The organism is Priestia sp. YIM B13486, assembly GCF_042787865.1.
Lineage (GTDB): Bacteria > Bacillota > Bacilli > Bacillales > Bacillaceae_H > Priestia > Priestia megaterium.
This window is the reverse complement of record NZ_JBHZOZ010000001.1, coordinates 234,891-261,171: the sequence shown is the minus strand read 5'-3', so window position 1 is coordinate 261,171 and position 26,281 is coordinate 234,891. Positions and strand designations below refer to the sequence as shown.

The following is a 26,281-nucleotide window of genomic DNA, read 5'->3' as shown; positions in this document are numbered from 1 at the left end:
ATGAGAAAAGATATATACGAGTATATGCAGTCTCGTCCTAAACTCAACGACTTTGTTCGTGAACAGCCAATGTGGTACCGGCGTTTATCTAGAAATCCTGAAGAACTGGAGAAATTTGAATTAGAATCCAAGCACTACTACAAACAAACGATTCCTCATAAAGTCGAAAAGTTTTCGAATTCGATTCAAATGGCAAACATGATGTTTCATATGTTTCAGTCCATGAAAAATCAATGATCTCTGCATACATAGCGATGCAGAGATTTTTGCACGTCATGAGTAAAAACAAAGAGTTTGTAAACACTATGGAGAAACGAATGATAAAGGAATGGTATTATGCGCTTACTATTAACGACGGCCTTATGTGTAGTTTCTCTGCTAGGATGCAACCATGATAAACCAAAACCTGAAACTAAAATTTCCTCTCAGCCGCGGGCAGCTGAAACGTTTGGTGCAATGAATACAAAACCTTCACTGATGGTACACCAGCATGTGAAAGGACAGAATGTATACGTCGAATGTATTCTAAACGGGTTTTCATTTTCAACAGAGAGTGGATTCCTGCAAATTACAGTAGATGGAAAACCATTTAAAGAAATGAAGCAAGCAGCCTTTGTTTTAAGTGATCTTCCAAAAGGATCTCATACTGTTACGATTGAACTGATGAAATCTAAAGAAGAAAGTTATCAAGTGAGGAATACCTTTACGGTTGAAATTATATAGTTAAAAAGTAGAACTTGTAGTAAATCAGTGTAAGCTGTTTTAGCAAGTTCTTTTTCTTTAGATCCAAAACGTGATAAGATAAAAACGGAGGTGCACAGCCATGCTGACAACAATGAGAACTGTTGAATTACTCGATGAGTCTGATCACGTAGCGAACATGGTGCTACAATCAGACGTAGCCGAGAACTATCGTCAATGTTTATATAGATTAAATAAAGATTCACATGCACAGGCATTAATTGCTGAATTTGTGAAAATAAAGGAACAGTATGAGGATGTTCAGCGATTTGGAAAATATCATCCTGATTATAAAACCATTACGAGACAAGTACGTGATGTAAAGCGTCAAGTTGATTTACACGCGACAATCGCTGCGTTCAAAAAAGCAGAAAGTGAATTACAAAAGCTGCTTGATGAAATTAGCGTTATCCTTGGTCAAGCTGTTTCAGAGCATGTGAAAGTACCAACGGGAAATCCGTTTTTTGATACGGGAAGCAGCTGCGGCGGTGGCTGCGGATCTGGTGGAAGCTGTGGGTGCAGCGCATAAGCCGTTCACTGTATAAATCGAACGCAATCAGCACAGGAATTTCCGCAGCAGGCCATTTTACGCTGTGGAACGTAAAACCTATGCTGATAAACATAAGTAAGATGCTGACTTCTGACAAAAGTTGAGCGCCACGTAGCATTTGTATTGGATGTAGCAAAAATAGATGAAGCTTCTAGAAGCTCATCTATTTTTCTACGCTTAATTGATGTGTTTATATACAAAAAGGGCATATTTGTGATTTTTTTGAAAATGACTTGTTCAATAGCTCTCTGCTCGTTAAAATGAGTAAGAAAGAGCATCCAGATATCATCTAAATTCATACATAAAGCACCTACTTCATATAAAAGAATTTATGATAAAGAAAACCAATATAACGTATGCAAAAGGGGAACTAAATATGTTTGTTGAACGTCAAGGAATTGTGGCGTATGTGCATTCTGTTAAGCAAGCAAAAGCATTGCGAAAGTACGGAAATGTACATTACGTATCTAAAGAATTAAAGTATGTTGTCTTATATTGCAACCAAGATGGCATTGGAAAAACAATCCATAAACTTCAGTCTCTACCTTTTGTGAAGAAAGTAGATCCTTCTTATCGGCCGTTTTTAAAAACAGAATTCGAAAATTCAAAGCCGGATAAGGCGAAGGAATATGACTATAAGATAGGAATTTAAACAAAAAAGGAATGTTATTTACATTCCTTTTTTTTATTTTACTTGCCCTTAGTAAACGAATAGGCAGGGATGAGATTATTGCATTGGCGGAATAAAGCGGTTCATTCGCAAAATGCCAATAAGGTGCTGATAGTAGAGTGCTGTTTCTGGAAATGTAGTAGATGGTTTGACATCGAGTACCACAATTTCTTTTCCCGCTTCCTCAGCAGCTCGTTTAAATAACTCAACGCGCTTGCTGTCGTTTTGTTTTAAAACAATTCCTTCTCGGCAAACGTAAAGCGGTTGGAAATTCCCTTCAGCTGTTGGATGCAAGACAGCGACAAAAGAAGCTACTTGTCGATCTTCTTTTACTGTTCGCAGCATAATAAGATGAGCAAGACGGTGTTTGTTGCTTTTGACAATCTCTAACAGCTCATAAATATCTGAATACCCTTCTCCGAGCTCAATAAAACGCTGAATCATATGTATTTCCCCCTTTATGTATTAAAAAAGCAAACTCACGTAGTTTAATGTATCACTGAATATTTTAAGAGTAAATAAAAAAATCCCTACAACTACTCATTGTAGGGCCCTTCAATAAAGGGGTGTAATCACCTCTGCGATTACAAGCACCTTGATGAAGGCAAAGGGAGAGGAGAAACCGGAGGAAGAACTTATGGGGAAACGTAAGTCTTCTCCGCGGTTGGCAACAACATCGGTTAGATGATGTTGTTACTAGTCAGTATGTCCGTTTTAAACGTTCATATACCTGTCTTGTGAAATTCACTTTTTAATACATAAAAGACTGATAACATAACAGAGAAAAAGGGTAAATTTACGTTTGTTATGACATATTAAAGTAAAGGAATTCTTCTATGAACGAAATGCCGAATGATCTTCATAGGTGTATCTTTTAGAAAAGAATCAGTGTATCTAAGGACACGGCGGTAAAAGTCCAGCATAAAAGCAAGCTGCTGGTTACTGCATAGAATGTATACAGCATTGAATAAATTGAGGATTTTTGCTAGTCTTTGTAATTCAAAATATGTTAGGATAATGAAGAATAAGGAAGTAAAAGTAAGGTAGTGATAAGGATGAGAGTAGTAGCAGGTTTATATAAAGGCCATGCGTTAAAGGCGGTTCCAGGATACTCAACCCGCCCTACAACAGATAAGGTGAAAGAAGCTATTTTTAATATGATTGGACCGTTTTTTGAAGGTGGAACAGCTCTTGATTTGTTCGGTGGAAGCGGTGGCTTGGGAATTGAAGCTCTAAGCCGAGGAATAGATAAAGTCATTTTTGTGGATCGGGATGGCAAAGCGATTCAGACGATTAAAGCAAACTTAGCATCTTGCCGGTTAGAAGACCGCGCTGAAGTGTATCGAAATGATGCAGAACGTGCACTGAAAGCGATAAAGAAAAGGGAGCTGACGGTCGATTTACTTTTGCTTGATCCACCGTATAAAGCACAAAAGTTGAAAGCGCTTATCGAAACGGTAAGTGAAGAAAATCTTCTAGCAAAAACAGGAATTATTGTAGCGGAGCATTCTCATGATGTACAGTTAGATGATGAGATTGGTTTATTTGAAAAAATAAAAAGCGAAACGTACGGTATCATTGGTGTTTCTATTTATACATACAAAAAAGAAGAATCAGTTGACTAAATCAATGAGCTGTTAGATGTAGAAAGGGGATACGTATGGGCAGTATAGCTGTTTGTCCAGGAAGCTTTGATCCAGTTACAAATGGACATTTTGATATTATTAAACGAGGCGCAAATGTATTTGATACGATTTATGTGGTTGTTTTAAATAACTCTTCAAAAAGTCCTTTATTTACAGGGGAAGAGCGAGTAGCTTTGCTGAAAGAAGTAACAAAATCACTTCCTAATGTGGTAGTAGAGTCGTATAGTGGATTATTAATGGAATATGCAAAAGAAAAGCAGGCAAAGACCATTTTAAGAGGTTTACGTGCAGTATCGGATTTTGAGTACGAAATGCAAATCACATCTGTAAATCGCGTATTAGATAAAGAAATCGAAACGTTATTTATGATGACAAATAATCAATACTCGTTTTTAAGTTCTAGTATTGTAAAAGAAGTAGCTAAATATGGCGGGAATATTTCTGAATTAGTTCCTCCCCCTGTTAGAGAAGCGCTTGCGGAAAAATTTGAACAGCTGTCTCAAAAATAAGATAAAAAAGAACGTGACGTTTTCTTTGCCGATAAGAAAACGTCGCGTTCTTTTTTTACTGGGAACGATGAAGAAACGTTCGTTTTGAATATATATAAATATAGCAGCACAGCGTAAAAATCGTTAAGAGCGGACCGTACACGTTTAGCCACTGCGATAGAATCGTAACGGACTCCAAGTGAGAAGAAACCGGCAGTGCTCCTTCAGATGCTTGAAAAGTAGTAATGGATTCTCGAAGAGGACCCCATAGAAAAATAGTGAATACTACCGCAAAACAGCCGTGAAAAATGCGTGCAATAAAAAACGGGAAAAATCGAATATCTGTTTCGGCGAGTATACTAGCCACTTGTGCTTGAACGGAGAAACCGCTGAAGCCTAATACAAAGCTAACGATGATAATTTGATGAAACACCAGCGTGTCTGGCGCTTCACTTGCTAGACGGCTTCCTAGCGTGATTTCAAAAAGCCCTGAAATAAAAGGAAGGCTCAGTTCAGTCCCTATATGACAAAGGGAAAATAAATAAGCTAGACCGCTGCTTAAAACGGCCGTAATATGAGTAACATATAAAAGTTTGTTTAATACAGAAAATAAAATGATAAAACCGCCAATCATTAAGAGAGATTGAACAGCAGAAGTAACCGCATCTCCTAGAAGCTTCCCGATAGGACGCTTATCTTTTAAACGCGTTTTATGCATTTCATGAAAAGCTAACGATAAAGAAGGTTTTTGAGTTACTTGTCCTTTCGGTTTTGCTGATCCATAAAAACGCATTACCAGTCCTACACAAATATTCCCTATGTAATGAGAGAGAGCTAATATGATACCGACAGCTGGATTGTGAAAAAAGCCAACTGCCACAGCTCCAAAAATAAAAATAGGGTTAGATGAGTTAGTAAATGATACGAGTCTTTCAGCTTCTATAGCTGTTAGCTGCTTTTCTTGACGCAGCCGGGAAGTGATTTTTGCTCCTGAAGGAAACCCAGAAGCCATGCCCATTGCTAAAGCAAAACCCCCTACTCCAGGTACTCGGAATAAAGGCCTCATAAACGGCTCTAATAAGATCCCAATGAACTTCACTACGCCAAACCCAATAAGCATTTCTGAAACAATAAAAAAGGGCAGCAGAGAAGGAAAGACGACCTTCCACCATGTGTTGAGACCTCTTACTGAACCTTCTAGCGCTTCTTTTGGATATACAATAAGCGCAATAGCGAGAAGCGTTACGCTCGTCCCGAGCAGAAGTGTTTTCACCATTGATTTATTCAACGAACGATTCATCTCCTTTTCTAAGCTCATGTCATCTTGATATGAATGAAATGAGGAGTTTTAGGCAAATGTACAAGTTCTTCTATATATCAATATACGAAGCTATGCATCGACTTTATGCCTATGAGTAAGGAGAAAATAAATTCATACTGAATAAAAAGGCGTCTTGTCACATTTGGAAATACAATTCATATACATAAATCAATGCACTTCTAGGATAGTCGAGGAGTAAAAAAACGTATACGCAGCAAGCGAAGAGAAAGAATTTCTTAAAACAACCTTCAGTATAGTATAATGCTTAATAACCACCGTGTATTGAGCAAAACATATCTTTAGCTTCATACTAAATGAACAAATAGAAAATGAAGAATAGTCCTACCGAATACAGGGCAACAATGATAGAGAAGCTCATCAAATGTTTTTACATTTTTAGAAGTCTATAAGGTAAAACGAGGGGGCAGGTAAAGTGGAAAGCCCAAAAATAGGAGTTGCGTTAGGCTCAGGTGGAGCTAGAGGTTTTGCACATTTAGGAGTAATCAAAACGCTAACAGAAAATAACATTCCTATTGATTTTCTAGCTGGCAGCAGCATGGGAGCTTTAGTTGGTGCACTATATGCGTCAGGTATTGAACTAGCAACTCTTTATAAAATGGCGCTAACGTTCAAACGAAAGTATTATTTGGATTTTACCGTGCCTAAAATGGGATTTATTACGGGAAACAGAGTGAAATCGTTGGTTCGCACCTTTACGCAAAATAGAACCATTGAACAGCTGTCTATACCGTTTGCCATTGTAGCGACAGATTTGAAAACAGGAGAGAAAGTGGTGTTTAAAAAAGGACCTATCGCTGAAGCGGTGAGAGCAAGTATTTCAATTCCAGGAATCTTTGCTCCCGAAGTAATTGATGGACGATTGCTTGTAGACGGCGGGGTAGTGGACCGTATTCCTGTATCGGTTGTAAAAGAAATGGGATCTGATATTGTTATTGGAGTCGATGTATCAAAAGCGAAAGTGAATGCAGAAATCAGCTCTATTTTTGATGTCATTATGCAAAGTTTAGATATTTTGCAAGATGAGCTAGTAGCTCATCGGACCATTGCTTCAGACATTATGATTCGTCCTAATCTCGATACTTTTAGTTCCAGAGCGTTTACAAACATTCAAGAAATGATTTCAATTGGTGAACAAGCAGCACATGAGCAGTTGCCTTCTATCCTACAAGCAATTGATTATTGGAAGGAGAACAAAAAAAGTGAAATCTAGAATTAGAATTTTGGTATATTTGGCTGTTATTGCAGTGGTGGCAATGCTTTGTTTTTATCCTTTGCCGTACTACATTACAAAGCCTGGAATGGCAGAAGAACTTGCGCCTATTATTAAGGTAGAAGATGGATACCATGAAAAAGGGACGTTTATGCTGACAACTGTAAGAATGGGCAGAGCAACTCCTCTTTCATATGGTCTTGCGAAAATACAGGACTTTCATGAAATTTTCCCTACAAAGCAAATTTTGCAGCAAGGTGAAAGCGATGAAGATTACTCGACAAGGCAATTACATATGATGGATACATCAAAAAATGCCGCTATTTCAGTAGCATACGAAGCAGCTGGAAAGAGCGTTTCCTATCTCAATAAAGGCGTATATGTTACATATGTCGTAGAAAATATGCCTGCACATGGAAAACTTCATGTTGGAGATGTAGTAACGAAAGTAGACGGGGAAAAAATTCAAACTGCTGAGGACTTAATCAACTACGTATCGACTAAAAAAGCAGGAGATTCAGTGTCAATTTATGTAAAAAGAGATGGCGAAGAAAGCAAACATACTCTAAAAGTTAAAGCATTTCCTGACGAGCCGAAACGAGTAGGCCTAGGAATTGCCTTAGAAACGAACCAAGAACTAAAAGTTAAGCCCGATATACATATTGATACTGAAAAAATAGGAGGGCCTTCAGCTGGACTGATGTTCTCGCTTGAAATTTATAATCAGCTTGTTAAAGAGGACATGACAAAAGGCCATCGCGTTGCAGGTACAGGGACTATCAATGATAAAGGAGAGGTAGGACCAATCGGAGGTATTTCGCAAAAAATTGTAGCCGCAGATAAAGAAGGAGCAGAGATTTTCTTTGCACCAAATGAAAAAGGGGCTGCGAGCTCTAACTACCGAGAAGCAGTGAAGACAGCTAAAAAAATAGACAGTGATATGAAAATTGTACCCGTAGATTCATTTTCGGACGCCGTAACGTATTTGGAAAAGCTGAAGCCATAAAAAAATCGTCTGTTGCAGACGATTTTTTTATGGCCAAATGATAGGAGGCTGCGTGTATTCTTGTTTCATAAATTGAGAGCGCAGAGGCTCTTGAAACGGCATACTATAAACATGTGTCGCTTTAATATCGGTATCAATTTCTTTTAGTTTACATTGCGATACAGTGGATACAATAGGAAGGGACAGCTTTTTCTTAATCGTTTTTAAATAGCCTTGTCCTGTCTTTGACATTCCCAATAAGCGAATATAAGGATCAGCTTGTTGCATCTCACTTTTTGTTGTATTGGTTAAAAGGTGAACGCACATGCGCTGTAAACGGGTTCTCGTATATCGCTTCGTTTTAACATTTGTTAAAAAATCTTCAAATGAAGTAGCTGAAGAAATATAAGATAGGAGCCGATGTTCAATACCTTCTTCTATTTCATAAATACGCTGTAAGTCATAAAGCGGAGTAGTTAATAATTTGTATTTTAAAAATGGGAAATAATGCTCCCAATGATGTAACTGTCCGTGTGCTTGCTTGTAAGCTGCTAATTCATTTGCTGTACTAACTGGCATGTGCTTGCTCAGGTCCCCATGGCTGCTGCTGTCAAAAATAGCTTTACGTATGCTTGTAGCACTTGAAATAAAAGAGGAAGACAGGGAATCATCGTGATAATGTGATTGAATTCGAGTGATTGTATATGGTTTAATAGATGCATGCTGTTTTTTAATGGCAGCTACATAGCTCATTCCAAGCACATTATTTGGCTGAGATAGATCAATAGGAGCCTCCGTGAAAAGCTGTAAGAAAGCATTGGAAGCTGCTTTTGGATAACTGTTCCCTTTTTTCATCTCTTGTTGAATTAAAGCGGATAGTTCTGATTCATGAGCTTCGAGCAAATCAGCGGTGCGAGTAAATGAGTCAATATTACCATTTTCGCTGCCAAAGCATACAAAGTCAGCGCGAAGGGATTCTAAAATAGAAATAGCGCCGCCTGCGAATGTTTCAGCTTTTTGAGTAGAAAAAGCATAGGGTAATTCAACGACTAAGTCTGCACCAGCCGCTAAAGCCATTCTTGTGCGGGACCATTTTGATACAAGAGCAGGCTCTCCGCGCTGCAAAAAGTGCCCGCTCATCACAGCAATCACACAATCTGCTCCGGTTTGTTGTTTCGCTTGCTGCAAATGATAAGCGTGTCCGTTATGAAAAGGATTATATTCGACAATTATTCCAACTGCTTGCATAATGTCTCCTTTTAATTTATTATTTTTAGTCTAGCTCTTTGTTTTAAAAACATTTTTTTATGAAGGTAAGAAATTTTTACAAAAAAGCATATTTAAGTACATTATAGTGTAAAGAAAAAATATTGACAAATAATCTTGTGAAAGCTATAATAACCTTTGTTGCCTTGAGGTGATTAACAATGAAATGGACAATACATCAATTGTATCAGTTGCAAAATAAAGGTCTAACATTTGACGAAGTGATTGACGGCAAAGAGTTTATGAATGCTGATCCTCAAATTCGTAGAATGTCAGATGTAAACGTGAAAGGAAGAGCCGACATTAGCTCTTCGAAAGTAACGTTTCACCTTAAAATTTCAGGAAAAATGACGTTGCCTTGTGCTCGTACATTAGTTGACGTTCCGTATCCGTTTGAAATTAACGCAACTGAAACGTTTTTATTGAATGTGAATGCTGATTATGAAGAAGATGCTGAAGTACGCATTGTAGAGGGAGAAACGGTTGATTTACAACCTTTGATTCAAGAGTTAATTATTGTTGAAATTCCTCTGCAGGTATTTAGTGAAAATCAGCAAGCGGCAGGAGCTGCTCCACAGTCAGGAAAAGACTGGGAAGTTGTTACCGAAGAAGAAAAGCAGGAAAAAGTAGATCCCCGCTTAGCCGTACTCGAAAATTTCTTTAAAGACAAAAAGAAATAAAAATGCGAAGATCCGGCTTTCGGGCCTTCATATGATTTTAAAATTCTTTTAAGGAGGTGGGAATAATGGCTGTACCTTTTAGAAGAACATCTAAAATGAAGAAAAGAACGCGTCGTACGCACTTTAAATTACAAGTTCCTGGTATGGTAGAGTGCCCAAATTGTGGTGAAATGAAACTATCACACCGCGTATGTAAAGCTTGTGGTACTTACAAAGGAAATGACGTAGTAAGCAAATAATTGCTTATTTAAATAAAAGACCCTCTTAAAGGGTCTTTTATTTTTTTTGCCTTTTTTCCTTCTCTACCCTTTGGGAGAGAAGGATTTTTCTTATAGAACAAGAACTCTTTTTAAATAAACAATTACTGTTGTAAAAGGATTCATACCTTGTCTATAAGGAGGAAAAAGCATGAAAAAAAGCGAGCTGTTTACTACAAGCCAAGGCATTGCTACGTTTGTGATTAATCGTCCTGAAAAGCGTAATGCTATTGATTATGATGTTATGAATGAACTGCAGCAAGCTGTAGATTATGTGAAACATGATCAGTTAGTAAAAGCTTTCGTAATTACAGGGGCTGGTTCAGATGCATTTTGCAGTGGAGGAGATTTAAGTGTATTTCATGAGCTAAAGACTTCGAAAGAGGCGTCTCAAATGTTAACGAAAATGGGGAAAATTCTTTATGAGATTTTAACACTCCCAAAACCCACAGTTGCCCTTTTGAATGGAACATCGGTTGGAGGAGGATGTGAACTTGCGATTGCATGTGACTTCCGTATAAGTGCAACACATAGCGAAATGGGCTTTATTCAAGGGAATTTAGGAATTACAACAGGCTGGGGAGGAGGAACCATTCTTCTTGAAAAGCTGCGTTATCAAGAAGCGATGGAAATGATCTACAGTGCTCAGCTGTATGGAGTAGAACGAGCAAAGCAAATTGGATTTCTTTCCTATGTCACGTCGTTTAAAGAACTAACTATGAGGTGTGAGGAGTGGTTAGCCCCTATCACTCATAAACCGACCCAGGTATTGCAAGCTTACAAAGAAATCGCTATTGAGAAATGGGAGCAAAGCCGGGTTTGGAATCGGATGGAACAAGAAATTCATCGCTGCTCGATATTGTGGGAGTCGCCTGAGCATGAAGAAGCGGTTCAAAAGGTCATCGTTAAAAAAACATAGTTATGAACTGCATTTCCATAGCAATATAGTTAATAAGCGAAAGATGAAAGAATCACGGGTTTCCCATTTTGCTTCAAAGTATATGAAAGATTTTCTTGATTGAGAAGAGGAACAATAGTCTATCTTATCTAGTAGGTGCATATTCATTTAATAAGTACGGATAAGGAGGGATAGAAAAATGACTTCTTCTCGTCAAGATGCATGGACTCATGATGAAGATTTATTACTCGCAGAAATTGTACTGCGTCATATACGTGAAGGTGGCACTCAGCTAGCTGCATTTGAAGAAGTGGGGAAGAAACTTACACGAACATCAGCAGCTTGTGGCTTCCGCTGGAATTCTTTTGTGCGCAAACAATACAAGACTGGTATTGATCTTGCGAAAAAACAGAGAAAAGAATTAAAAGCAAGAACTGTTTCAAAAGATGACGAGCAGCCTGCACGCTTATCATATATGGAAGCAGAGAAACATATTTCGCTTAATGAGGTAATTAAATATTTAGAAAATGTAGATCAAGGGCAAAGGCACTCGTCAGAGCTTCTCGAAGCTAATGAAGAACTGCAGCAAAAGATTGAACGTTTACAAGAAAAAGTAACGATTTTGGAAAAAGAAAAAAAAGCTTTGCAAAACAACTTGTTAATTGTGGAAGATGACTATAAAGCTCTTATTGAAATTATGGAGAGGGCTCGTAAAATGGTTGTATTAAAAGAGGATGAAAAAAGTAGAAAAGTGAAATTTCAAGTGGATAAAAATTTAAATCTAGAAAAAGTTCAAAAGTAAAGCGACAGTTTGAATGCTCCCTACTTCATGTTGATCATATATACCACATAGATATAAAATAAACAGCTGGAAATCAGCTGTTTATTTTTGTTCGCTTACACCGCTTGGTAGCCAAACAAGAGGGTTTTCTCCTAAATCACGATCGATATCATATGTTACAGGTACGAACCCCATTTTTGACCAAAAATCACTCGATTTTACTCGTGGGCTTGTTTTGATAGGTAATTGAAAGGATTTGGCGTATTCAACGAGCGTTTGACCCAATCCTTTGCGCTGAAAATCGCTGAGCACTTCGAGTTTCCACACTTCAATATACGTTTGAGGCGGCTCGAAATATTGATCGTACTGTTTGTTTCGCTTATAGAGACTCATCCGAGCCACTAAGCTATTTCCAAAATAAATACCGTAAAACGGAGAATTTATTTCATTATCGGAAATTTTGGCATGTAATTCTTCTAGCATTGAAAGTTCTTGAATGCCATATTCTTTGAATTTCTTGAACTCTTCTAGCGTTTTAAAATTAATTTTTAAATGCTTCACTTCGTAATTCATCCCATATCCCCCTTGTTATGTTTCCTTGCTAGACAAACGAACTGGCTTGGTTCGTTCATCTAATATTATATAACAAAAATACAAAATATTCTGTTTTCATGATTGGTGAACGAATATTCAATGCGCATGAGGAAAAATGAATTCTTTCAGTTAAATACGAAGAATACATTACTATAAGCATCACTTTTTAGAAAGGAAGCAAAAGAAAAGCGAGATTCAAATAGAAAGCGTTTTCAAAAATTGTAGAGGAGTTTTAAAATTATTGTAGAATTATATGGGGGAAAGTAGAAATTTGAGGAAAGGGGAGAGAAAGGTGAAAAAAATACTGATTGCAAATCGAGGAGAAATTGCTCTTCGTATTATTCATACATGCAAACAAATGGGCATTGAAACGGTGGCTGTCTATTCCGATGCAGATGCAGAGCTTCCTTATGTTCAAGCAGCTACAAAAGCACGTCGAATTGGAGAGCCTCCTGTGCAAAAGTCATATTTGAATGTAGAAGAATTGCTGCGAATTAGTCATGAAGAAAAAGTAGATGCCATTCATCCTGGGTATGGATTTTTATCGGAAAATAGTGCATTTGCTAAAAGAGCGATTGATGAAGGTTTTTGTTTTATCGGTCCTTCTCCCAAAATCATTTCGATGATGGGCGACAAAATTGCTGCTCGTGCCGCGATGAAAGAAGCGGGTGTACCTGTTGTCCCCGGCAGCGAAGGCGATGTGACGTCAGTTGAAGAGGCTTGTAAAGTAGCGAGTCTAATTGGATATCCCGTTATGTTAAAAGCAAGCGGAGGCGGCGGCGGAATTGGGATGGTGCGCTGCGATAACGAAGAAGCAGTAAAACAAGCGTATGCCTCCACAAAAGCAAGAGCAAAAGCATATTTTGGTCAAGAAGGAATGTTTATTGAAAAGCTTATCACAAACGCAAAACATATCGAAGTACAGGTGTTTGGAGATCAGCATGGTAATGTCGTTCATCTTTTTGAACGTGATTGTTCCGTACAAAGAAGAAATCAAAAAGTGATTGAAGAAGCCCCTGCGCTTTCTTTAAAAGAAAGTACGCGACAAGCCATGCAAAACCAAGCCGTTCAAGCGGCTAAAGCAATCGGATATTATAATGCAGGTACGGTGGAGTTTATTGTGGATGAAGACGAAAATTTTTATTTTCTTGAAATGAATACGCGGCTGCAAGTTGAGCATCCGATCACCGAGCAAATTGCAGGGGTCGATTTAGTTAAGTGGCAGATCTTAGCTGCGCGCGGAGAAAAGCTTCCACGTGTGCAAGAGGAAATAGCAGCAAATAACTATGCCATTGAATTTCGAATTTATGCAGAAGATCCGTTTACTTTTTTACCGGCTCCGGGAAAAATTACGGGTTATCACTTGCCGGAGCGAACCTATGCGCGCGTAGACAGCGGCTACAGTGATATGAATGCGGTTACACCTTTTTATGATCCAATGATTGCAAAAGTTATTATTACTGGTCGTACGCGTTCAAATGCAATTGAACTAGCTAAATCATATTTTACAGAAGCTGTTGTAGAGGGAATCAAAACGAATATTCCTCTATTTAAGCAGTTGTTAAATGAAGAGCTATATGAAAAAGGCACCTATAACACATCGTTATTATCAACCGTATTAAATAAAGGAGGAGCACCACAATGAGTGAAATCAAAGCGACAATGGCAGGCATGGTATTTAATGTGTTTGTTCAGCAAGGTGCAAGTGTAGCCAAAGGAGAAGTTGTTGTTGTATTAGAATCTATGAAAATGGAAATTCCTATTGAAAGCGATCAAGCTGGTATTGCAGAGACTGTCCATATAGCCGTGGGGGATTTTGTGAACGAAGGCGACGTTTTGGTGACTATTTCATAACTCATAAAGGAGAGATATCATGATACATACAGGTGAATCTCAGAAAAAATATGATGAAAATCGTCAAAAAGTAGAGCGTGGCAACGCGGAGAAGTACAAAGAGAAACTTGCAAAACAACAGAAGCTTTTTGTAAGAGATCGTTTAGCCCTTTTATTTGATGACGGGAAATATGAAGAAGACGGCATGTTTGCAAATAATAAAGCTGAAGGGTTGCCGGCAGACGGTGTTGTAACTGCAATTGGGAAAGTAAACGGTGAAACGGTTTGTGTAATGGCTAATGACTCTACTGTAAAAGCAGGGTCTTGGGGGGCCAGAACAGTAGAGAAAATTATTCGGATTCAAGAAGTAGCAGAAAAACTGCATGTGCCTTTGCTCTACCTAGTGGATTCTGCAGGAGCGCGTATTACGGATCAATTAGATATGTTTCCAAACCGCCGAGGAGCTGGACGGATCTTTCACAATCAAGTAAAACTTTCCGGCGTCATTCCTCAAATTTGTTTGCTCTTCGGTCCGTCAGCAGCTGGAGGAGCATATATCCCTGCATTTTGTGATATTGTTGTGATGGTAGATGGAAACGCTTCTATGTACTTAGGTTCGCCGCGTATGGCCGAAGCTGTTATTGGAGAAAAGGTTACGCTAGAAGAAATGGGAGGAGCACATATGCACTGCAGCGTTAGCGGATGTGGAGATGTGTTAGCTTATTCTGAAGAAGAAGCTATTTCCTATGCCAAATCTTATTTAACCTACTTTCCACAAAACTATCAAGAGAAGCCTAAAGTACAAAAAGCTAAAGAGCCTAAGCAGACAAAGGATTTAGTAGAACTAATTCCGGAGAATCAAAATGTTCCATTTGATATCTATGAAGCAATTGATACCCTTATTGACGAAGGAAGCTTCTTTGAAGTGAAAAAACTGTTTGCCGCCGAATTGGTAACAGGGCTTGCACGAATAGATGGAAAAGTAGTAGGGATTATTGCCAATCAGCCGAAGGTCAAAGGAGGAGTGCTGTTTGTAGATTCAGCAGATAAAGGAGCAAAATTTATTCAACTGTGCGATGCCTTCCATATTCCTTTGCTATTTTTAGCGGATGTACCTGGATTTATGATTGGAACCAAAGTAGAAAGAGCAGGCATCATTAGACATGGTGCAAAATTGATTGCAGCGATGAGTTCAGCTACAGTTCCTAAAATTTCCGTGGTCATGCGCAAAGCTTATGGCGCAGGGCTTTACGCTATGGCTGGTCCAGCTTTTGAACCGGATTGCTGCCTTGCATTACCTACTGCTCAAATTGCCGTAATGGGTCCTGAAGCGGCAGTAAATGCCGTCTATTCTAATAAAATTAATGAAATTGAAGATCCGAAAGAGCGGTTTATGTTTGTTAAACAGAAACAGCAGGAGTATAAAGAACACATCGATATCTATACGCTGGCTTCTGAACTTATTATTGACGACATCGTTCCTGCTAACGAACTGCGTCTAACTTTAATTGACCGCTTTCGATTATATGAAACAAAGAATGTGACCTTTAGCCGTCGTAAACATCCGGTGTATCCCGTATAATAGAAAAAAACGGGATCACTCTAAATAATTTACAATAAGCCCGGTGATTTTTAATCACACGGGCTATATGAATAGGTAAAATTTTAAGAATGCATTTAATTCAAAGCATTTTTTTGCTAAAATGAAACTCAATAATGGAAAGAGGAACAAAAAATACGATGAAAACTATAGGTATTATTGGAGGCGGATCATTAGGTCTGTTGTTTAGCGCGTATTTATCAGATTGTTATGATGTAACCTTGTATACGAAAACAAAAACTCAAGCAAAGTGTATTAACGATAATGGAATTACCTTACATAGACAAGGGGAACATCACACTAAAAAAGTGAGTGCTATCCCTCTGGAAAAAAACATAAAAGAAGCAGATCTAATCATTATTACTGTAAAACAGTATCATTTAAAAGAGATTATTCCTTTTATCAAAACCCTTACTATACATACTCCCCTTTTGTTTATCCAAAACGGTATGAGCCATATTGAAATTCTTAAAAATCTCCCCCAGAGCACTCTCTATTTGGGTACAGTTGAACACGGGGCAATGCGTACAAATATGGATAGCGTCCATCATACAGGAATAGGAACAACCCGTATTGCTTCATACAGAGGAGAAATGGAGTCTATCTTGCCAATTGTGAATTTTCCTTGGGTGATTGAAACAGATTGGTATGCGATGCTGGTGAAGAAATTAGTTGTAAATGCGCTCATCAATCCTCTTACGGCGCTGTATGGGGTAAAAAATGGGCAGCTGATTCATAACGGCTACTTTTATAAAACGATGCGTCTATTGTTTGAAGAGATTGCCGCTGTGTTAAAACTGGATTCAGCTTTTAATTATTGGGAAAATGCGCTGGGGGTTTGTTCGCGCACGAGTACAAATCAATCTTCTATGCTAAAAGATATACAGAAGGGGCGGCAAACAGAAATTGATGCTATTTTAGGCTATATTCAAACACAAGCTGCTGAAAAAAGAACGTCGACGCCTATTGTTGACTTTTTATATGGGTCAATAAAAGGAATCGAAGAAGAAAAGGGTGATTAACATGGGAAGTTTTATTGCTGGAGTTTTTGCGACGTTTGTCACTCTGCCGCTCGTTGGTTTTTTTATTCTATACATGCTTTTACGCAAACTGACGAAAAATAAAAGGAAATCTGTCCACATAGCAACATACATTACTACGGTTTTTCTTATTTTGTCCGTGCATTATGCAGCTGTGGAAATTTTCGGGCACTCTTTTTTGTGGTTGATTGCGTTAGTCCTTTTAGTTGTAGCAATGATTATGATGTTTGTACATTGGAAAGTCAAACATGACTTAGAAATGAAGCTTATCGCGAAAGGGTTCTTTCGGATGAATTTTGTTTTGTTTCTTATTGCACATATTGTATTAAATATAGGTGGAATCGCTTTTCGTATTTCCTCTCTGTAAAGCATGTTACTAGACGTGGGCAGTTACATTATGGATAATGAAGCTATATGTAGAGAATATAAGTATTAGGAAAAGAAAGGAAGTTCTTTCATGGAGATTACAGACGTCTCTTTAAAGGCGGGAAACAAACTAACGAACGATTACATAAAAGGTGAAAAGCAAGCACTTTCCTTTTTTCATTATAATATACACGAAAAAGACGTATATGAAAAACGTTTAGCGGATGTTCAAAAGCAGTCTTATCCAAGAGAACAGCTTGCTGAGTATCTGCTTGATTTTAATAAGCGCTACGGAGCATCTTCTAAGACGATTGAAAATATTGAAAAGCTAAAAGATCCTAACAGCGTAGTGGTCGTTGGAGGTCAGCAAGCGGGGCTGCTTACCGGTCCTTTGTACACCATTCATAAAGTGATTTCAATTGTGCTCCTAGCTAAACAACAAGAGGAAGCTTTAAACGTGCCCGTGCTTCCGGTATTTTGGATTGCTGGAGAAGATCATGATTTTGCTGAGATTAACCATGTATACACAGAGCATAACAACCAGCTTTTAAAGAAAACGCTAAAGCATTCTTTAAAGAAAAAGCAAATGGTTTCTCAAATTGAACTAGACCATGAGGCCTGTAGAAGCTGGGTTCGTGATGTATTTCAAACGTTTAATGAAACGGCCCATACAAACCAGGTATTACACTTTGTTTTAGAAGCGTTAGATAAATCACGTACCTATGTCGATTTCTTTGCTCATTTGGTTACCACAATGTTCGCAGAGTCAGGTCTTATTTTAATGGATGCAGCTTCTAAAGAAGTGCGCAGCATTGAATCTTCTTTCTTTGTGACGTTAATTGAACAAAATGACAAATTATCGTCAGCCGTTATGGAACAGCAAACTGAGATTCAAAAACAATACGGACGAATGATTGAAGTGGGAGAAGAAACGGCTCATCTCTTTTATTCACACAATGAAAACAGAGTACTTTTAGAAAGAGATCCAGAACAAGAGCAGTTTGTTGGAAAGCAAAATGAACTCGCGCTGTCTAAAGAAGAGCTGGTTCAAATTGCTAAACAAACGCCTGAGCTTCTTAGTAACAACGTTGTGACTAGACCTCTTATGCAGGAGTACTTACTTCCTACCCTTGCGTTTATTGCAGGTCCGGGGGAAGTAGCGTATTGGGCAGAGCTTGAAAAAGCATTTTCTTTATTTAGCTTTAAAATGCCTCCCGTGGTCCCTAGGTTATCCTATGCAATCGTAGAAAGACATATTGAGAAGTATATGGATGAACTTCAGTTAGACCTTTCGAACGTAGTGAACGAAGGTGTAGATGCAGAGAGGGAGCACTGGCTTAAGACAGAAGTTCACAACCCATACGAAATGTATTTTGAAAAAGCGAAAGAAGATTTCGAAAAAATTCATAAAACTCTTCGTGAAAATATTCAAAAAGAAGACAAAACATTTGATGAAGTCATGCTTAAAAATCGAGCGATTATTCAAAAGCAGTTTGAAACCATTCAAAAGATTGTCGAATCCAAACAGCTAATTAAGCATGAAGTGAAGCATTCAAAATATGCTCAAATTGAACTTGCTCTTCGTCCCTACAATGCTCCACAAGAACGCATGTGGAATATTATGTATTATTTAAATGGTTGTGGTATGCAATTTGTGTCAGATTTACTAAGTGCTGAAGTCGAATTAAATCACCAGTTAAAAGTCTGTTATGTCTAATAAAATCCTGCTGAAAAGCAGGATTTTTATTTTGGAAAAGAGAAAAAGTCTACAAGGTGAATGTTAACCAATTGAATCCTTATAAGGTATTTATTTCTAATTGTGCAAAAAAACCTTATATTCCTTACATTTTATTCTACGAATATGTCCTACCTTTAACAAAATGACACTATTTGTGACAAAAAGACAAAATTCTACTTAATTCTTATATAAATAGCTGAAATAATGTTGAACTTTGATATATAATATAAACGTGTATATATATCAAAGAAAAACACCGTTTTTTGCTTTTTGTATACATAACTAAGTAGTTTAGAAAGAAGTAGGTGTCATAATGTTTAATCACACAACTGTTTTGCTTAAAGAAGCAGCGGAAGGCTTAAATATTAAGCCGGATGGAGTATATGTCGACTGCACGCTTGGCGGAGCAGGTCATAGTGAATATATCGTAAAACAGCTATCAGAAAAAGGGAAATTAATTGCGTTTGATCAAGACGATGTCGCTCTTGCAAATGCAAAAGAGAAATTGGCCCCGTATCTAGACAGAGTTATTCTAATCAAAAGTAATTTTCGCTATTTAAAAGAGCAGCTAATGGAACACGGAATTGAAGAAGTAGACGGAGTATTATTTGACCTTGGAGTCTCGTCTCCTCAGTTGGATACACCAGAGCGAGGGTTCAGCTTTCATCATGATGCCCCGCTTGATATGCGCATGGATCAAAACTCAATGTTTTCTGCGTACAACGTAGTAAATGAATGGCCTTATGAAAAACTTGTGAAAATCTTTTTCCAATACGGAGAAGAAAAGTTTTCAAAACAAATTGCCCGCAAGATTGAAGCATATCGAGAGTCTAAACCAATTGAAACGACGCTAGAGCTGGTTGATCTTATTAAAGATGGTATTCCAGCGCCAGCTAGACGAACGGGTGGACATCCGGCGAAACGAATTTTCCAGGCTATTCGAATTGCTGTAAATGATGAGCTTCAAGTATTTGAAGATGCAATTGAACAGGCTATGGATGTGATCAAAAAAGGTGGACGTGTAAGTGTTATTACCTTCCACTCACTTGAAGATCGAATTTGTAAAGTGGCGTTTAAAAATGCAAGCACGGTTCCGCAGCTTCCGCATGGACTGCCGATTATTCCAGAAGAATTTAAACCTAAAATGAAAGTTATTACAAGAAAACCTATTTTACCTTCAGAAGAAGAGATAGAAGAAAATAAGCGCGCGCGTTCGGCAAAACTTCGAATTGTTGAGAAATTAGTGTAATTAAAGGGTTTTATCAAAGAGGAGGGGACGAGAATGAACAATGTAGCATACAAAGTAAGAGAGCAAGATCAGCAGCAGAAGCAGCAAAAGACGGTACGTCAAGTTGTTCGAAAGACAAAAAGAAAAATTACGGTTGGTGAAAAAATTGTGTATTCTGGATTTGTCGCACTCATGCTGTTTGGGTCTGTGCAAATCATTTCAAATCAATCTTCGCTTTATAGCATCAGTGAAGAAGTGCAATCACTCGATGGAAAGATTGACAAGCAAGAGGCAAAAAACAATGAGTTAAAATTACAGGTAACAGAGTTAAGTGCATACGATCGTATTTGGACAAAAGCAAAAGAACTTGGACTAAAATTGAATGAAAATAACGTAAAAGTCGTTAACGATTAATTGCGATGACTACGCCAAGAAAAAATAGCAATATTAGTACAGGAGCAGCAATATTAATTTTAATATTTGCATTGCTCTTTTTTGTATTAGCCATCAGGTTCTTTTACATCCAAGCGACGGGCAAAGCAGACGGAGAAGCTTTAGCCGAAATTGCACAAAAACAGCATACGCGAACGTCTAAAATTGAAGGACAGCGCGGTACGATTTACGATCGAAACGGAGAAGCAATCGCCCAAGACACGGGTGCTTATACGGTTGTGGCGATCTTAGATAAAAAACAAACAAAAGACAAAGATCACCCGCAGCACGTAGTAGACCCAGAAAAAACGGCTGAAAAATTAGCCCCATTATTAAAGATGGACGAATCGAAAATTGACAGCATGTTAACGAGAGGAATTAAACGTGGTACCTTCCAAGTCGAACTTGGCCCAGGCGGACGTGACATTGATAACGTGCTAAAGCAAAAAATTGAAAAACTAAATCTCCCAGGCATCACGTTTTTACGCGATTCGAAGCGCTTCTATCCAAACGGTGTATTCGCTTCAAGTATTTTAGGATACGCACAAAAAGATGATACGGGTAAAATCGTAGGGAAAATGGGAATTGAAAAAGTATTTGATAAGCAGCTTTCTGAAGAAGATGGATATGTAAAATACGAAGCTGCTAAAAATGGAATTAAGCTTCCGGATCCAAAAGAGTCAATTGTAGCTCCGAAAAATGGAGACAGTGTCACGCTTACAATTGATGAAAAAATTCAAACGTTTTTAGAGGATGCAATGACAGCTGCTGCTAAAGAATATAAACCAGAAGAGCTAATGGCAACGGTAGTAAATCCGAAAACCGGTGAAATTTTGGCGATGTCAAATCGTCCTTCATTTGACCCAAATATTCGTGATATCACGTCTTATCGTAATCCGTTTGTTGAAAACAGCTATGAACTTGGTTCAACGATGAAAATCTTTACGCTAGCAGCCGCGATTGATGCAGGGGTCTATAACGGCGAAGACCGCTATCAGTCGGGATCTTATAAAGTAACGAAAAACAGCGTTCCGATTAACGATCACAACGGCGGAGTCGGCTGGGGAGCTATTACATTTAATGAAGGAATTCAAAGGTCTTCAAATGTAGCGGTAGCCATTTTAGCCAACGAAAAATTGGGCACCGACCGTTTGTATAAATACTTGGACAAGTTTGGCTTTATGGATAAAACGGGAATTGACTTGCCAAACGAAGCTTCTAGCAAGTTAGTGACGAAGTACCCGAGAGACCGCGTAACTACTGCATTTGGACAGGCGTCCGCTTTTACGCCTATTCAAGAAATTCAAGCGGCTACTGCGATTGCAAATGACGGAAAAATGATGAAGCCTTACGTGATTAAACAAGTAGTCGATGAAACAAATAAGAAAACGATTAAGAAAACAAAACCTACCGTAGTAGGACAACCTATTTCTAAAAAAGCAGCGAACGAAACGCTAGATATTTTAGAAACCGTTGTTTCTTCTGATGACGGAACAGGGAAACCTTACGCGATTGAAGGATACGATGTCGCTGGAAAGACGGGAACAGCTCAAATTCCTGGTCCTACCGGAGGCTACTTGCATGGACACGGGAAAAATTTCATTTCCTTTATGGGCTTTGCACCTGCTAAAGATCCAAAGCTGCTTGTTTATGTAGCCGTTAAAAATCCAACTCTTACGCCTCAAGAGACAGGTACTGCGCCGCTTACAGCCGTATTTAATCCGGTGATGAAAAACAGCCTGCAGTACTTAGGGGTGGAGCCTGAAAAAACAGACGAAGACGGAAAGAAAACAGAAGATAAAAAAGTAGATTCAGAAATTACGCTTAAGTCTTACGTTAACGAATCAGTTGATAGTGCCGTGAAAGACTTAAAACAAAAAGGCCTTGTTCCTGTTGTAATAGGTAAAGGAGATACGGTAGAAAGCCAATCACCGACTTCTGATACCATTGTCACTGGTCAACGCGTGTTTATTAAGACAAATGGAAAAGCCACAATGCCTGATTTAACAGGTTTTTCACATCGTGATGTTATACGCTTTAGTGAATTTGTCAACGTTCGACCTAGCGCACTTGAAAATGGTTATGTTGTAAGTCAAAGTATTAAGGCAGGCGATCCGTTAAAAGCAGGAACCTACCTGAAAGTAGAACTTGAAACGCCCAAAGAATTTTCAAGTACGTTAAATAAGTTAAAAGAAACGGAAAAAAGTGAGTCTGATAGTAAAAAAGACGATAAGCAACTTGACTAGAAATTAAGTTCTAGTGAATCCTGTACAAGCATATATTGGAACGAGCCGATTCAGAGGAGGTTCTAATATATGCGGGTATCAGGAGTCACAGTTCGTAAAAGGCTAGCCATTGTTTTGTTTGTCGGTTTTATTGTGTTTTTGATTATTGATACAAGGCTTGGATATGTACAGTTGCTGACTGGGGATACGCTAACTGAAAAAGCCAAAGACTTATGGAGTCGGAATATTCCTTTTGAACCTGAAAGAGGAAAGATACTAGATCGCAATGATGTGGCACTTGCTACAAATAAAAGTGCACCGACCGTTTTAGTTATGCCAAGACAAGTTGAAAATCCAGCTGTTACGGCTGAAAAGTTAGCAAAAGTGCTGGGAGCATCAAAAGAAAAAGTATATGAGCAAATAACAAAAGCTTCTTCTAGCGTGTATTTGCGTCCTGAAGGAAGAAAAATTTCACATGCGAAAGCAAATGAAGTGCGAAATTTAAATTTAAAAGGCGTATATATAGCTGAGGATTCGAAGCGGTACTATCCGTTTGGAAGTTATTTGTCGCATGTATTAGGCTTTGCGGGAGTAGATAATCAAGGGTTAACAGGCCTTGAATTATATTATGATAAAGAGCTAAAAGGACAAAAAGGTTCAGTTAAATTGTATTCGGATGCTAAAGGTAAAAAGATGCCCAATATAGCCGATGACTACACAGCACCTGTGGACGGGCTGGATTTGAGATTGACCATCGATTCACGTGTGCAAACGATCATGGAGCGTGAGTTGGATAATGCTCAGACAGCTTATAATCCAGATGGTATGATTGCCATTGCCATGAATCCTAAAAACGGTGAAATTTTAGGTATGTCTAGTCGTCCGGGCTTTGATCCCACGGATTTTAAAAATGTGAAGCCTGAGGTGTATAATCGCAATCTTCCAATCTGGAGCGTATATGAGCCCGGATCGACGTTTAAGATTATTACACTGGCAGCTGCTCTTGAAGAAAAGAAAGTGGATTTACTAAAAGATCAATTTTACGACGATGGAGCCGCGGAAGTTGGCGGAGCGAGACTTCGCTGCTGGAAAAAAGGCGGACATGGACAGCAGTCTTTTTTAGAAGTTGTACAGAACTCATGTAACCCTGGTTTTGTGGAGCTTGGGGAACGTTTAGGAAAAGAGAAATTGTTCAAATACATTAAAGAATTTGGCTTTGGTCAAAAAACAGGTATTGATTTACAAGGGGAAGCAAAAGGGATATTGTTCCCGCTTGAGCGCGTAGGTCCGGTTGAACAAGCTACAACAGCTTTTGGGCAAGGGGTTGCTGTTACGCCTATTCAACAAGTAGCTGCTGTTTCCGCAGCCGTAAACGGTGGAACGCTTTATGAACCTTATATTGCCAAAGAGTGGGTAGATCCAACTACCGGAAAAGTTGTAAGCAGTCATAAGCCGGTTGCTAAGCGAAAAGTTATTTCCGAGGAAACGTCTAAGCAAGTGCGTTTTGCTCTTGAAAGTGTAGTAGCACAAGGAAGCGGAAAAGGAGCTTTTGTGGAAGGGTACCGCGTTGGAGGAAAGACGGGTACTGCGCAGAAAGCTCAAAATGGAAAGTATTTGAAAAATAATCACATCGTTTCTTTTATCGGTGTTGCACCAGCAGATAACCCTGAAATTGTCGTGTATGTTGCGGTTGATAACCCAAAAGGCACTATTCAGTTTGGTGGAGTTGTAGCAGCTCCGATTGTAGGTAAAATGATTGAAGACAGTTTGCGTGTGATGGACGTTAAACCGCGTAAAGGACAAATTGAAAAAGAGTTAACGTGGCTGGACACACCAATGATAAAAGTACCAAATGTCGTAGGAATGTCAAAAAAAGAGTTACAAGAACAGCTACTTAATTTAAAATTAGATGTGAGTGGCGAAGGAGATAAAGTGGTCAAGCAGTCTCCTGCAGCCGGAACGAAAGTTAAAGAAGGCGAAACGGTTAGAATTTATATGGGAAAATAAAAATCTCTATAAACCACTATTCTTCCTTGCATGATAATCAGCAGGTTACTCTGCGTGTGAACATGAAATCAACAAATAAGCCTTGGGGGTGTTCCCTCCGGGCTTCTTTTTCTGTAAAATGTAATAGGTTAGGTGCTAGAAAAAGAAGAATAGTTGCCATAGCGTCTTATAACAAACGTTTCACTTTACAAATAGAGAGGACATGGTAGGAATGGATTTACGAGAACTACTAACACATTTACATGATTTTGTTCAGCTTCCTGAACAGAATATTGATATTACGTCAATTGAAATGGATTCAAGAGAAGTTAAGCCCGGAGCATTGTTCATTTGTATAGACGGCTATACAGTTGATGGTCATAACTTTGCACAGATGGCTGTGGAAAAAGGGGCAGTAGCAATCTTAGCAGAAAAGCCTGTGGATGTAGAAGTGCCTGTTGTACGCGTGAAGAGTACAAAACGAGCAATGGCAGTGCTAGCGGATGCTTTCTACAATCAGCCTACACAAAAAATGCATTTAATTGGTGTAACAGGCACAAATGGAAAAACAACGATTACACATTTAATTGAGCATATCTTTAAATCACAACATAAAAAGACGGGTCTAATTGGAACGATTGAAATTCGTATTGGTGATACGTCTTATGATGTGAAAAACACAACGCCTGAATCGCTGACGCTCCAAAAAACATTTCACCAAATGGTGGAGGAGAATGTAGAAGTAGCGATGATGGAAGTATCATCTCATGCACTTGACTTAGGACGCGTACACGGGTGCGACTTTGACGTTGCGGTATTTAGTAACTTAACGCAAGATCACCTGGATTATCATCATACAATGGAAGATTATCGTCGTGCGAAAGGGTTGCTATTTGCACAGTTAGGAAACGCTTATAACCATAATCGTCCTAAATTTGCTGTTCTTAATGCTGATGATGCGGCAACCGAGGAATATATTAAAAACACGGCCGCTACAGTGATTACCTATGGTATTGACCGTGAAAGTGATATTCGTGCAACCAATATTCAAATTACAAACAGCGGCACAACGTTCGACTTGACAACACCGACAGAAACGGTTCGTGTAGAGATGAAGCTTATTGGGAAATTCAGCGTCTACAACGTATTAGCGGCTACGGCTTCATGTTTAGTATCAGGTATCCCTCTGTCAGTTATTGTCGAGGAAATAAAAGTGTTAGAAGGCGTATCTGGGCGTTTTGAAGTGGTTGATGCGGAGCAAGATTTTACGGTTATCGTTGATTATGCCCACACGCCGGACAGCTTAGAGAACGTGTTAAAAACTGTAAAAGAATTCGCAAAACGCAATATATATGTTATTGTTGGTTGTGGCGGAGATCGAGATCGTACAAAACGACCAATCATGGCTCGAATTGCAGCTGAATACAGTACACAAGCTATTTTGACATCTGATAATCCACGAAGTGAAGATCCATTGGTTATTTTAAAAGATATGGAAGAAGGTTTGGATACAGATAACTATGTGACGATTGCTGATCGTGCAGAAGCTATTCGCTATGCAGTGGAAACAGCGCATGCAGATGATGTTATTGTCATTGCTGGAAAAGGGCACGAGACCTATCAAATTATTGGTAAAAAAGTATTCGATTTTGACGATCGAGAAGTAGCACGCAAAATGATTGAGGAGCGAAAGTAGTAATGAAATGGGTAGAGAACAAAATGAGT

28 protein-coding genes are annotated in these 26,281 nt (G+C 38.6%); 23 read left to right on the top strand and 5 right to left on the bottom strand.

Features of this window, described 5'->3' with window-relative positions; all coding sequences use genetic code 11:
- From ACFX4G_RS01250 to ACFX4G_RS01240, 3 genes are all read left to right on the top strand, one after another.
- Complete coding sequence (locus ACFX4G_RS01250; RefSeq protein WP_013058988.1) at window positions 1-237, top strand: YlbE-like family protein; 237 nt, start codon at window positions 1-3, stop codon at window positions 235-237.
- Window positions 238-336: 99 nt separating this feature from the next.
- Complete coding sequence (locus ACFX4G_RS01245) at window positions 337-723, top strand: carbohydrate-binding protein (RefSeq protein WP_377572649.1); 387 nt, start codon at window positions 337-339, stop codon at window positions 721-723.
- A 100-nt stretch (window positions 724-823) separates the two neighbouring features.
- Window positions 824-1,270, top strand: a complete 447-nt coding sequence (locus tag ACFX4G_RS01240) for a YlbF/YmcA family competence regulator (protein ID WP_016765457.1) — start codon at window positions 824-826, stop codon at window positions 1,268-1,270.
- A gap of 5 nt (window positions 1,271-1,275) precedes the next feature.
- Here the strand turns inward: ACFX4G_RS01240 and ACFX4G_RS01235 are convergent, their stop codons facing one another.
- Window positions 1,276-1,590 carry a hypothetical protein gene (locus tag ACFX4G_RS01235; protein WP_377572647.1) on the bottom strand — a complete coding sequence of 105 codons (315 nt, stop codon included), beginning with the start codon at window positions 1,588-1,590 and terminating at the stop codon, window positions 1,276-1,278.
- Window positions 1,591-1,667: 77 nt separating this feature from the next.
- Between ACFX4G_RS01235 and ACFX4G_RS01230 the strand changes: the two genes are divergently transcribed.
- Window positions 1,668-1,943 (top strand): YlbG family protein, encoded by a 276-nt coding sequence (locus tag ACFX4G_RS01230; RefSeq protein WP_316910370.1) that lies wholly within the window; start codon window positions 1,668-1,670, stop codon window positions 1,941-1,943.
- Window positions 1,944-2,018: 75 nt separating this feature from the next.
- Here the strand turns inward: ACFX4G_RS01230 and ACFX4G_RS01225 are convergent, their stop codons facing one another.
- Window positions 2,019-2,405 (bottom strand): DUF7147 family protein, encoded by a 387-nt coding sequence (locus tag ACFX4G_RS01225; RefSeq protein ID WP_013084871.1) that lies wholly within the window; start codon window positions 2,403-2,405, stop codon window positions 2,019-2,021.
- Window positions 2,406-3,016: 611 nt separating this feature from the next.
- On the opposite strand from ACFX4G_RS01225, the gene rsmD reads away from it, so the two are divergent.
- A complete protein-coding gene (gene rsmD / locus ACFX4G_RS01220) occupies window positions 3,017-3,586 on the top strand; it encodes a 16S rRNA (guanine(966)-N(2))-methyltransferase RsmD (RefSeq protein WP_034649113.1) in 570 nt (189 codons plus the stop codon).
- Window positions 3,587-3,621: 35 nt separating this feature from the next.
- Window positions 3,622-4,116: a pantetheine-phosphate adenylyltransferase gene (coaD, locus tag ACFX4G_RS01215; protein WP_013058982.1), complete on the top strand. Its 495-nt coding sequence runs from the start codon at window positions 3,622-3,624 to the stop codon at window positions 4,114-4,116.
- A gap of 55 nt (window positions 4,117-4,171) precedes the next feature.
- Here the strand turns inward: coaD and ylbJ are convergent, their stop codons facing one another.
- The gene (ylbJ, locus tag ACFX4G_RS01210) at window positions 4,172-5,383 is read right to left on the bottom strand and encodes a sporulation integral membrane protein YlbJ (protein WP_377572644.1); all 1,212 of its coding nucleotides are present in this window, start codon (window positions 5,381-5,383) and stop codon (window positions 4,172-4,174) included.
- Window positions 5,384-5,849: 466 nt separating this feature from the next.
- On the opposite strand from ylbJ, the gene ACFX4G_RS01205 reads away from it, so the two are divergent.
- The gene (locus ACFX4G_RS01205; RefSeq protein ID WP_377572642.1) at window positions 5,850-6,647 is read left to right on the top strand and encodes a patatin-like phospholipase family protein; all 798 of its coding nucleotides are present in this window, start codon (window positions 5,850-5,852) and stop codon (window positions 6,645-6,647) included.
- On the top strand, window positions 6,637-7,653 hold the full coding sequence (locus ACFX4G_RS01200) for a SepM family pheromone-processing serine protease (protein WP_377572640.1): 1,017 nt from the start codon (window positions 6,637-6,639) through the stop codon (window positions 7,651-7,653). Before ACFX4G_RS01205 ends, ACFX4G_RS01200 begins: the two co-directional genes overlap by 11 nt.
- Window positions 7,654-7,680: 27 nt before the next feature.
- Here the strand turns inward: ACFX4G_RS01200 and ACFX4G_RS01195 are convergent, their stop codons facing one another.
- Complete coding sequence (locus tag ACFX4G_RS01195; RefSeq protein WP_097824537.1) at window positions 7,681-8,880, bottom strand: nucleotidyltransferase; 1,200 nt, start codon at window positions 8,878-8,880, stop codon at window positions 7,681-7,683.
- 179 nt (window positions 8,881-9,059) lie between these two features.
- On the opposite strand from ACFX4G_RS01195, the gene ACFX4G_RS01190 reads away from it, so the two are divergent.
- The 4 genes from ACFX4G_RS01190 to ACFX4G_RS01175 all read left to right on the top strand — a co-directional run bounded on the left by ACFX4G_RS01190 (window position 9,060) and on the right by ACFX4G_RS01175 (window position 11,535).
- Window positions 9,060-9,578 carry a YceD family protein gene (locus tag ACFX4G_RS01190; protein ID WP_013084865.1) on the top strand — a complete coding sequence of 173 codons (519 nt, stop codon included), beginning with the start codon at window positions 9,060-9,062 and terminating at the stop codon, window positions 9,576-9,578.
- Window positions 9,579-9,643: 65 nt separating this feature from the next.
- A complete protein-coding gene (rpmF, locus tag ACFX4G_RS01185; RefSeq protein ID WP_013058976.1) occupies window positions 9,644-9,817 on the top strand; it encodes a 50S ribosomal protein L32 in 174 nt (57 codons plus the stop codon).
- A 169-nt stretch (window positions 9,818-9,986) separates the two neighbouring features.
- Complete coding sequence (locus tag ACFX4G_RS01180) at window positions 9,987-10,754, top strand: enoyl-CoA hydratase/isomerase family protein (protein ID WP_013084864.1); 768 nt, start codon at window positions 9,987-9,989, stop codon at window positions 10,752-10,754.
- Between the two features lie 178 nt (window positions 10,755-10,932).
- Complete coding sequence (locus tag ACFX4G_RS01175; protein WP_013058974.1) at window positions 10,933-11,535, top strand: RsfA family transcriptional regulator; 603 nt, start codon at window positions 10,933-10,935, stop codon at window positions 11,533-11,535.
- 81 nt (window positions 11,536-11,616) lie between these two features.
- On the opposite strand, the gene ACFX4G_RS01170 is transcribed toward ACFX4G_RS01175, so the two are convergent.
- Window positions 11,617-12,087, bottom strand: coding sequence for an N-acetyltransferase (locus ACFX4G_RS01170; protein ID WP_377572637.1), 471 nt, complete (start codon window positions 12,085-12,087; stop codon window positions 11,617-11,619).
- A gap of 313 nt (window positions 12,088-12,400) precedes the next feature.
- Between ACFX4G_RS01170 and ACFX4G_RS01165 the strand changes: the two genes are divergently transcribed.
- The 11 genes from ACFX4G_RS01165 to ACFX4G_RS01115 all read left to right on the top strand — a co-directional run bounded on the left by ACFX4G_RS01165 (window position 12,401) and on the right by ACFX4G_RS01115 (window position 26,252).
- Window positions 12,401-13,753, top strand: a complete 1,353-nt coding sequence (locus tag ACFX4G_RS01165) for an acetyl-CoA carboxylase biotin carboxylase subunit (protein WP_377572635.1) — start codon at window positions 12,401-12,403, stop codon at window positions 13,751-13,753.
- Window positions 13,750-13,962: a biotin/lipoyl-containing protein gene (locus ACFX4G_RS01160; protein WP_013058971.1), complete on the top strand. Its 213-nt coding sequence runs from the start codon at window positions 13,750-13,752 to the stop codon at window positions 13,960-13,962. Before ACFX4G_RS01165 ends, ACFX4G_RS01160 begins: the two co-directional genes overlap by 4 nt.
- Before the next feature lie 19 nt (window positions 13,963-13,981).
- Entirely contained in the window at window positions 13,982-15,523 is a 1,542-nt protein-coding gene (locus tag ACFX4G_RS01155) for an acyl-CoA carboxylase subunit beta (RefSeq protein ID WP_377572633.1), read from the top strand.
- Window positions 15,524-15,681: 158 nt separating this feature from the next.
- Window positions 15,682-16,563, top strand: a complete 882-nt coding sequence (locus ACFX4G_RS01150; RefSeq protein ID WP_043976715.1) for a 2-dehydropantoate 2-reductase — start codon at window positions 15,682-15,684, stop codon at window positions 16,561-16,563.
- A gap of 1 nt (window position 16,564) precedes the next feature.
- Window positions 16,565-16,948 carry a DUF3397 domain-containing protein gene (locus tag ACFX4G_RS01145; protein ID WP_013058968.1) on the top strand — a complete coding sequence of 128 codons (384 nt, stop codon included), beginning with the start codon at window positions 16,565-16,567 and terminating at the stop codon, window positions 16,946-16,948.
- A 90-nt stretch (window positions 16,949-17,038) separates the two neighbouring features.
- The gene (bshC, locus tag ACFX4G_RS01140) at window positions 17,039-18,664 is read left to right on the top strand and encodes a bacillithiol biosynthesis cysteine-adding enzyme BshC (protein ID WP_377572630.1); all 1,626 of its coding nucleotides are present in this window, start codon (window positions 17,039-17,041) and stop codon (window positions 18,662-18,664) included.
- A 334-nt stretch (window positions 18,665-18,998) separates the two neighbouring features.
- Complete coding sequence (rsmH, locus tag ACFX4G_RS01135; protein ID WP_013084858.1) at window positions 18,999-19,934, top strand: 16S rRNA (cytosine(1402)-N(4))-methyltransferase RsmH; 936 nt, start codon at window positions 18,999-19,001, stop codon at window positions 19,932-19,934.
- Between the two features lie 33 nt (window positions 19,935-19,967).
- Complete coding sequence (ftsL, locus tag ACFX4G_RS01130; protein ID WP_013058965.1) at window positions 19,968-20,327, top strand: cell division protein FtsL; 360 nt, start codon at window positions 19,968-19,970, stop codon at window positions 20,325-20,327.
- Between the two features lie 5 nt (window positions 20,328-20,332).
- Window positions 20,333-22,591, top strand: coding sequence for a penicillin-binding protein (locus ACFX4G_RS01125; RefSeq protein ID WP_016765447.1), 2,259 nt, complete (start codon window positions 20,333-20,335; stop codon window positions 22,589-22,591).
- A 69-nt stretch (window positions 22,592-22,660) separates the two neighbouring features.
- Complete coding sequence (locus tag ACFX4G_RS01120; protein ID WP_013084856.1) at window positions 22,661-24,577, top strand: stage V sporulation protein D; 1,917 nt, start codon at window positions 22,661-22,663, stop codon at window positions 24,575-24,577.
- A gap of 211 nt (window positions 24,578-24,788) precedes the next feature.
- Window positions 24,789-26,252, top strand: coding sequence for a UDP-N-acetylmuramoyl-L-alanyl-D-glutamate--2,6-diaminopimelate ligase (locus ACFX4G_RS01115; RefSeq protein ID WP_377572628.1), 1,464 nt, complete (start codon window positions 24,789-24,791; stop codon window positions 26,250-26,252).
- Window positions 26,253-26,281: the final 29 nt, after the last annotated feature.

What these genes read in the sequence shown, in the direction of transcription:
- ACFX4G_RS01250 (WP_013058988.1), top strand. Translation starts at nt 1, where the DNA reads ATGAGAAAAGATATATACGAGTATATGCAGTCTCGTCCTAAACTCAAC.
- ACFX4G_RS01245 (WP_377572649.1), top strand. Translation starts at nt 337, where the DNA reads ATGCGCTTACTATTAACGACGGCCTTATGTGTAGTTTCTCTGCTAGGA.
- ACFX4G_RS01240 (WP_016765457.1), top strand. Translation starts at nt 824, where the DNA reads ATGCTGACAACAATGAGAACTGTTGAATTACTCGATGAGTCTGATCAC.
- ACFX4G_RS01235 (WP_377572647.1), bottom strand. Translation starts at nt 1,590, where the DNA reads ATGAATTTAGATGATATCTGGATGCTCTTTCTTACTCATTTTAACGAG.
- ACFX4G_RS01230 (WP_316910370.1), top strand. Translation starts at nt 1,668, where the DNA reads ATGTTTGTTGAACGTCAAGGAATTGTGGCGTATGTGCATTCTGTTAAG.
- ACFX4G_RS01225 (WP_013084871.1), bottom strand. Translation starts at nt 2,405, where the DNA reads ATGATTCAGCGTTTTATTGAGCTCGGAGAAGGGTATTCAGATATTTAT.
- rsmD (WP_034649113.1), top strand. Translation starts at nt 3,017, where the DNA reads ATGAGAGTAGTAGCAGGTTTATATAAAGGCCATGCGTTAAAGGCGGTT.
- coaD (WP_013058982.1), top strand. Translation starts at nt 3,622, where the DNA reads ATGGGCAGTATAGCTGTTTGTCCAGGAAGCTTTGATCCAGTTACAAAT.
- ACFX4G_RS01195 (WP_097824537.1), bottom strand. Translation starts at nt 8,880, where the DNA reads ATGCAAGCAGTTGGAATAATTGTCGAATATAATCCTTTTCATAACGGA.
- ACFX4G_RS01190 (WP_013084865.1), top strand. Translation starts at nt 9,060, where the DNA reads ATGAAATGGACAATACATCAATTGTATCAGTTGCAAAATAAAGGTCTA.
- rpmF (WP_013058976.1), top strand. Translation starts at nt 9,644, where the DNA reads ATGGCTGTACCTTTTAGAAGAACATCTAAAATGAAGAAAAGAACGCGT.
- ACFX4G_RS01180 (WP_013084864.1), top strand. Translation starts at nt 9,987, where the DNA reads ATGAAAAAAAGCGAGCTGTTTACTACAAGCCAAGGCATTGCTACGTTT.
- ACFX4G_RS01175 (WP_013058974.1), top strand. Translation starts at nt 10,933, where the DNA reads ATGACTTCTTCTCGTCAAGATGCATGGACTCATGATGAAGATTTATTA.
- ACFX4G_RS01170 (WP_377572637.1), bottom strand. Translation starts at nt 12,087, where the DNA reads ATGAATTACGAAGTGAAGCATTTAAAAATTAATTTTAAAACGCTAGAA.
- ACFX4G_RS01160 (WP_013058971.1), top strand. Translation starts at nt 13,750, where the DNA reads ATGAGTGAAATCAAAGCGACAATGGCAGGCATGGTATTTAATGTGTTT.
- ACFX4G_RS01155 (WP_377572633.1), top strand. Translation starts at nt 13,982, where the DNA reads ATGATACATACAGGTGAATCTCAGAAAAAATATGATGAAAATCGTCAA.
- ACFX4G_RS01150 (WP_043976715.1), top strand. Translation starts at nt 15,682, where the DNA reads ATGAAAACTATAGGTATTATTGGAGGCGGATCATTAGGTCTGTTGTTT.
- ACFX4G_RS01145 (WP_013058968.1), top strand. Translation starts at nt 16,565, where the DNA reads ATGGGAAGTTTTATTGCTGGAGTTTTTGCGACGTTTGTCACTCTGCCG.
- bshC (WP_377572630.1), top strand. Translation starts at nt 17,039, where the DNA reads ATGGAGATTACAGACGTCTCTTTAAAGGCGGGAAACAAACTAACGAAC.
- rsmH (WP_013084858.1), top strand. Translation starts at nt 18,999, where the DNA reads ATGTTTAATCACACAACTGTTTTGCTTAAAGAAGCAGCGGAAGGCTTA.
- ftsL (WP_013058965.1), top strand. Translation starts at nt 19,968, where the DNA reads ATGAACAATGTAGCATACAAAGTAAGAGAGCAAGATCAGCAGCAGAAG.
- ACFX4G_RS01125 (WP_016765447.1), top strand. Translation starts at nt 20,333, where the DNA reads ATGACTACGCCAAGAAAAAATAGCAATATTAGTACAGGAGCAGCAATA.
- ACFX4G_RS01120 (WP_013084856.1), top strand. Translation starts at nt 22,661, where the DNA reads ATGCGGGTATCAGGAGTCACAGTTCGTAAAAGGCTAGCCATTGTTTTG.
- ACFX4G_RS01115 (WP_377572628.1), top strand. Translation starts at nt 24,789, where the DNA reads ATGGATTTACGAGAACTACTAACACATTTACATGATTTTGTTCAGCTT.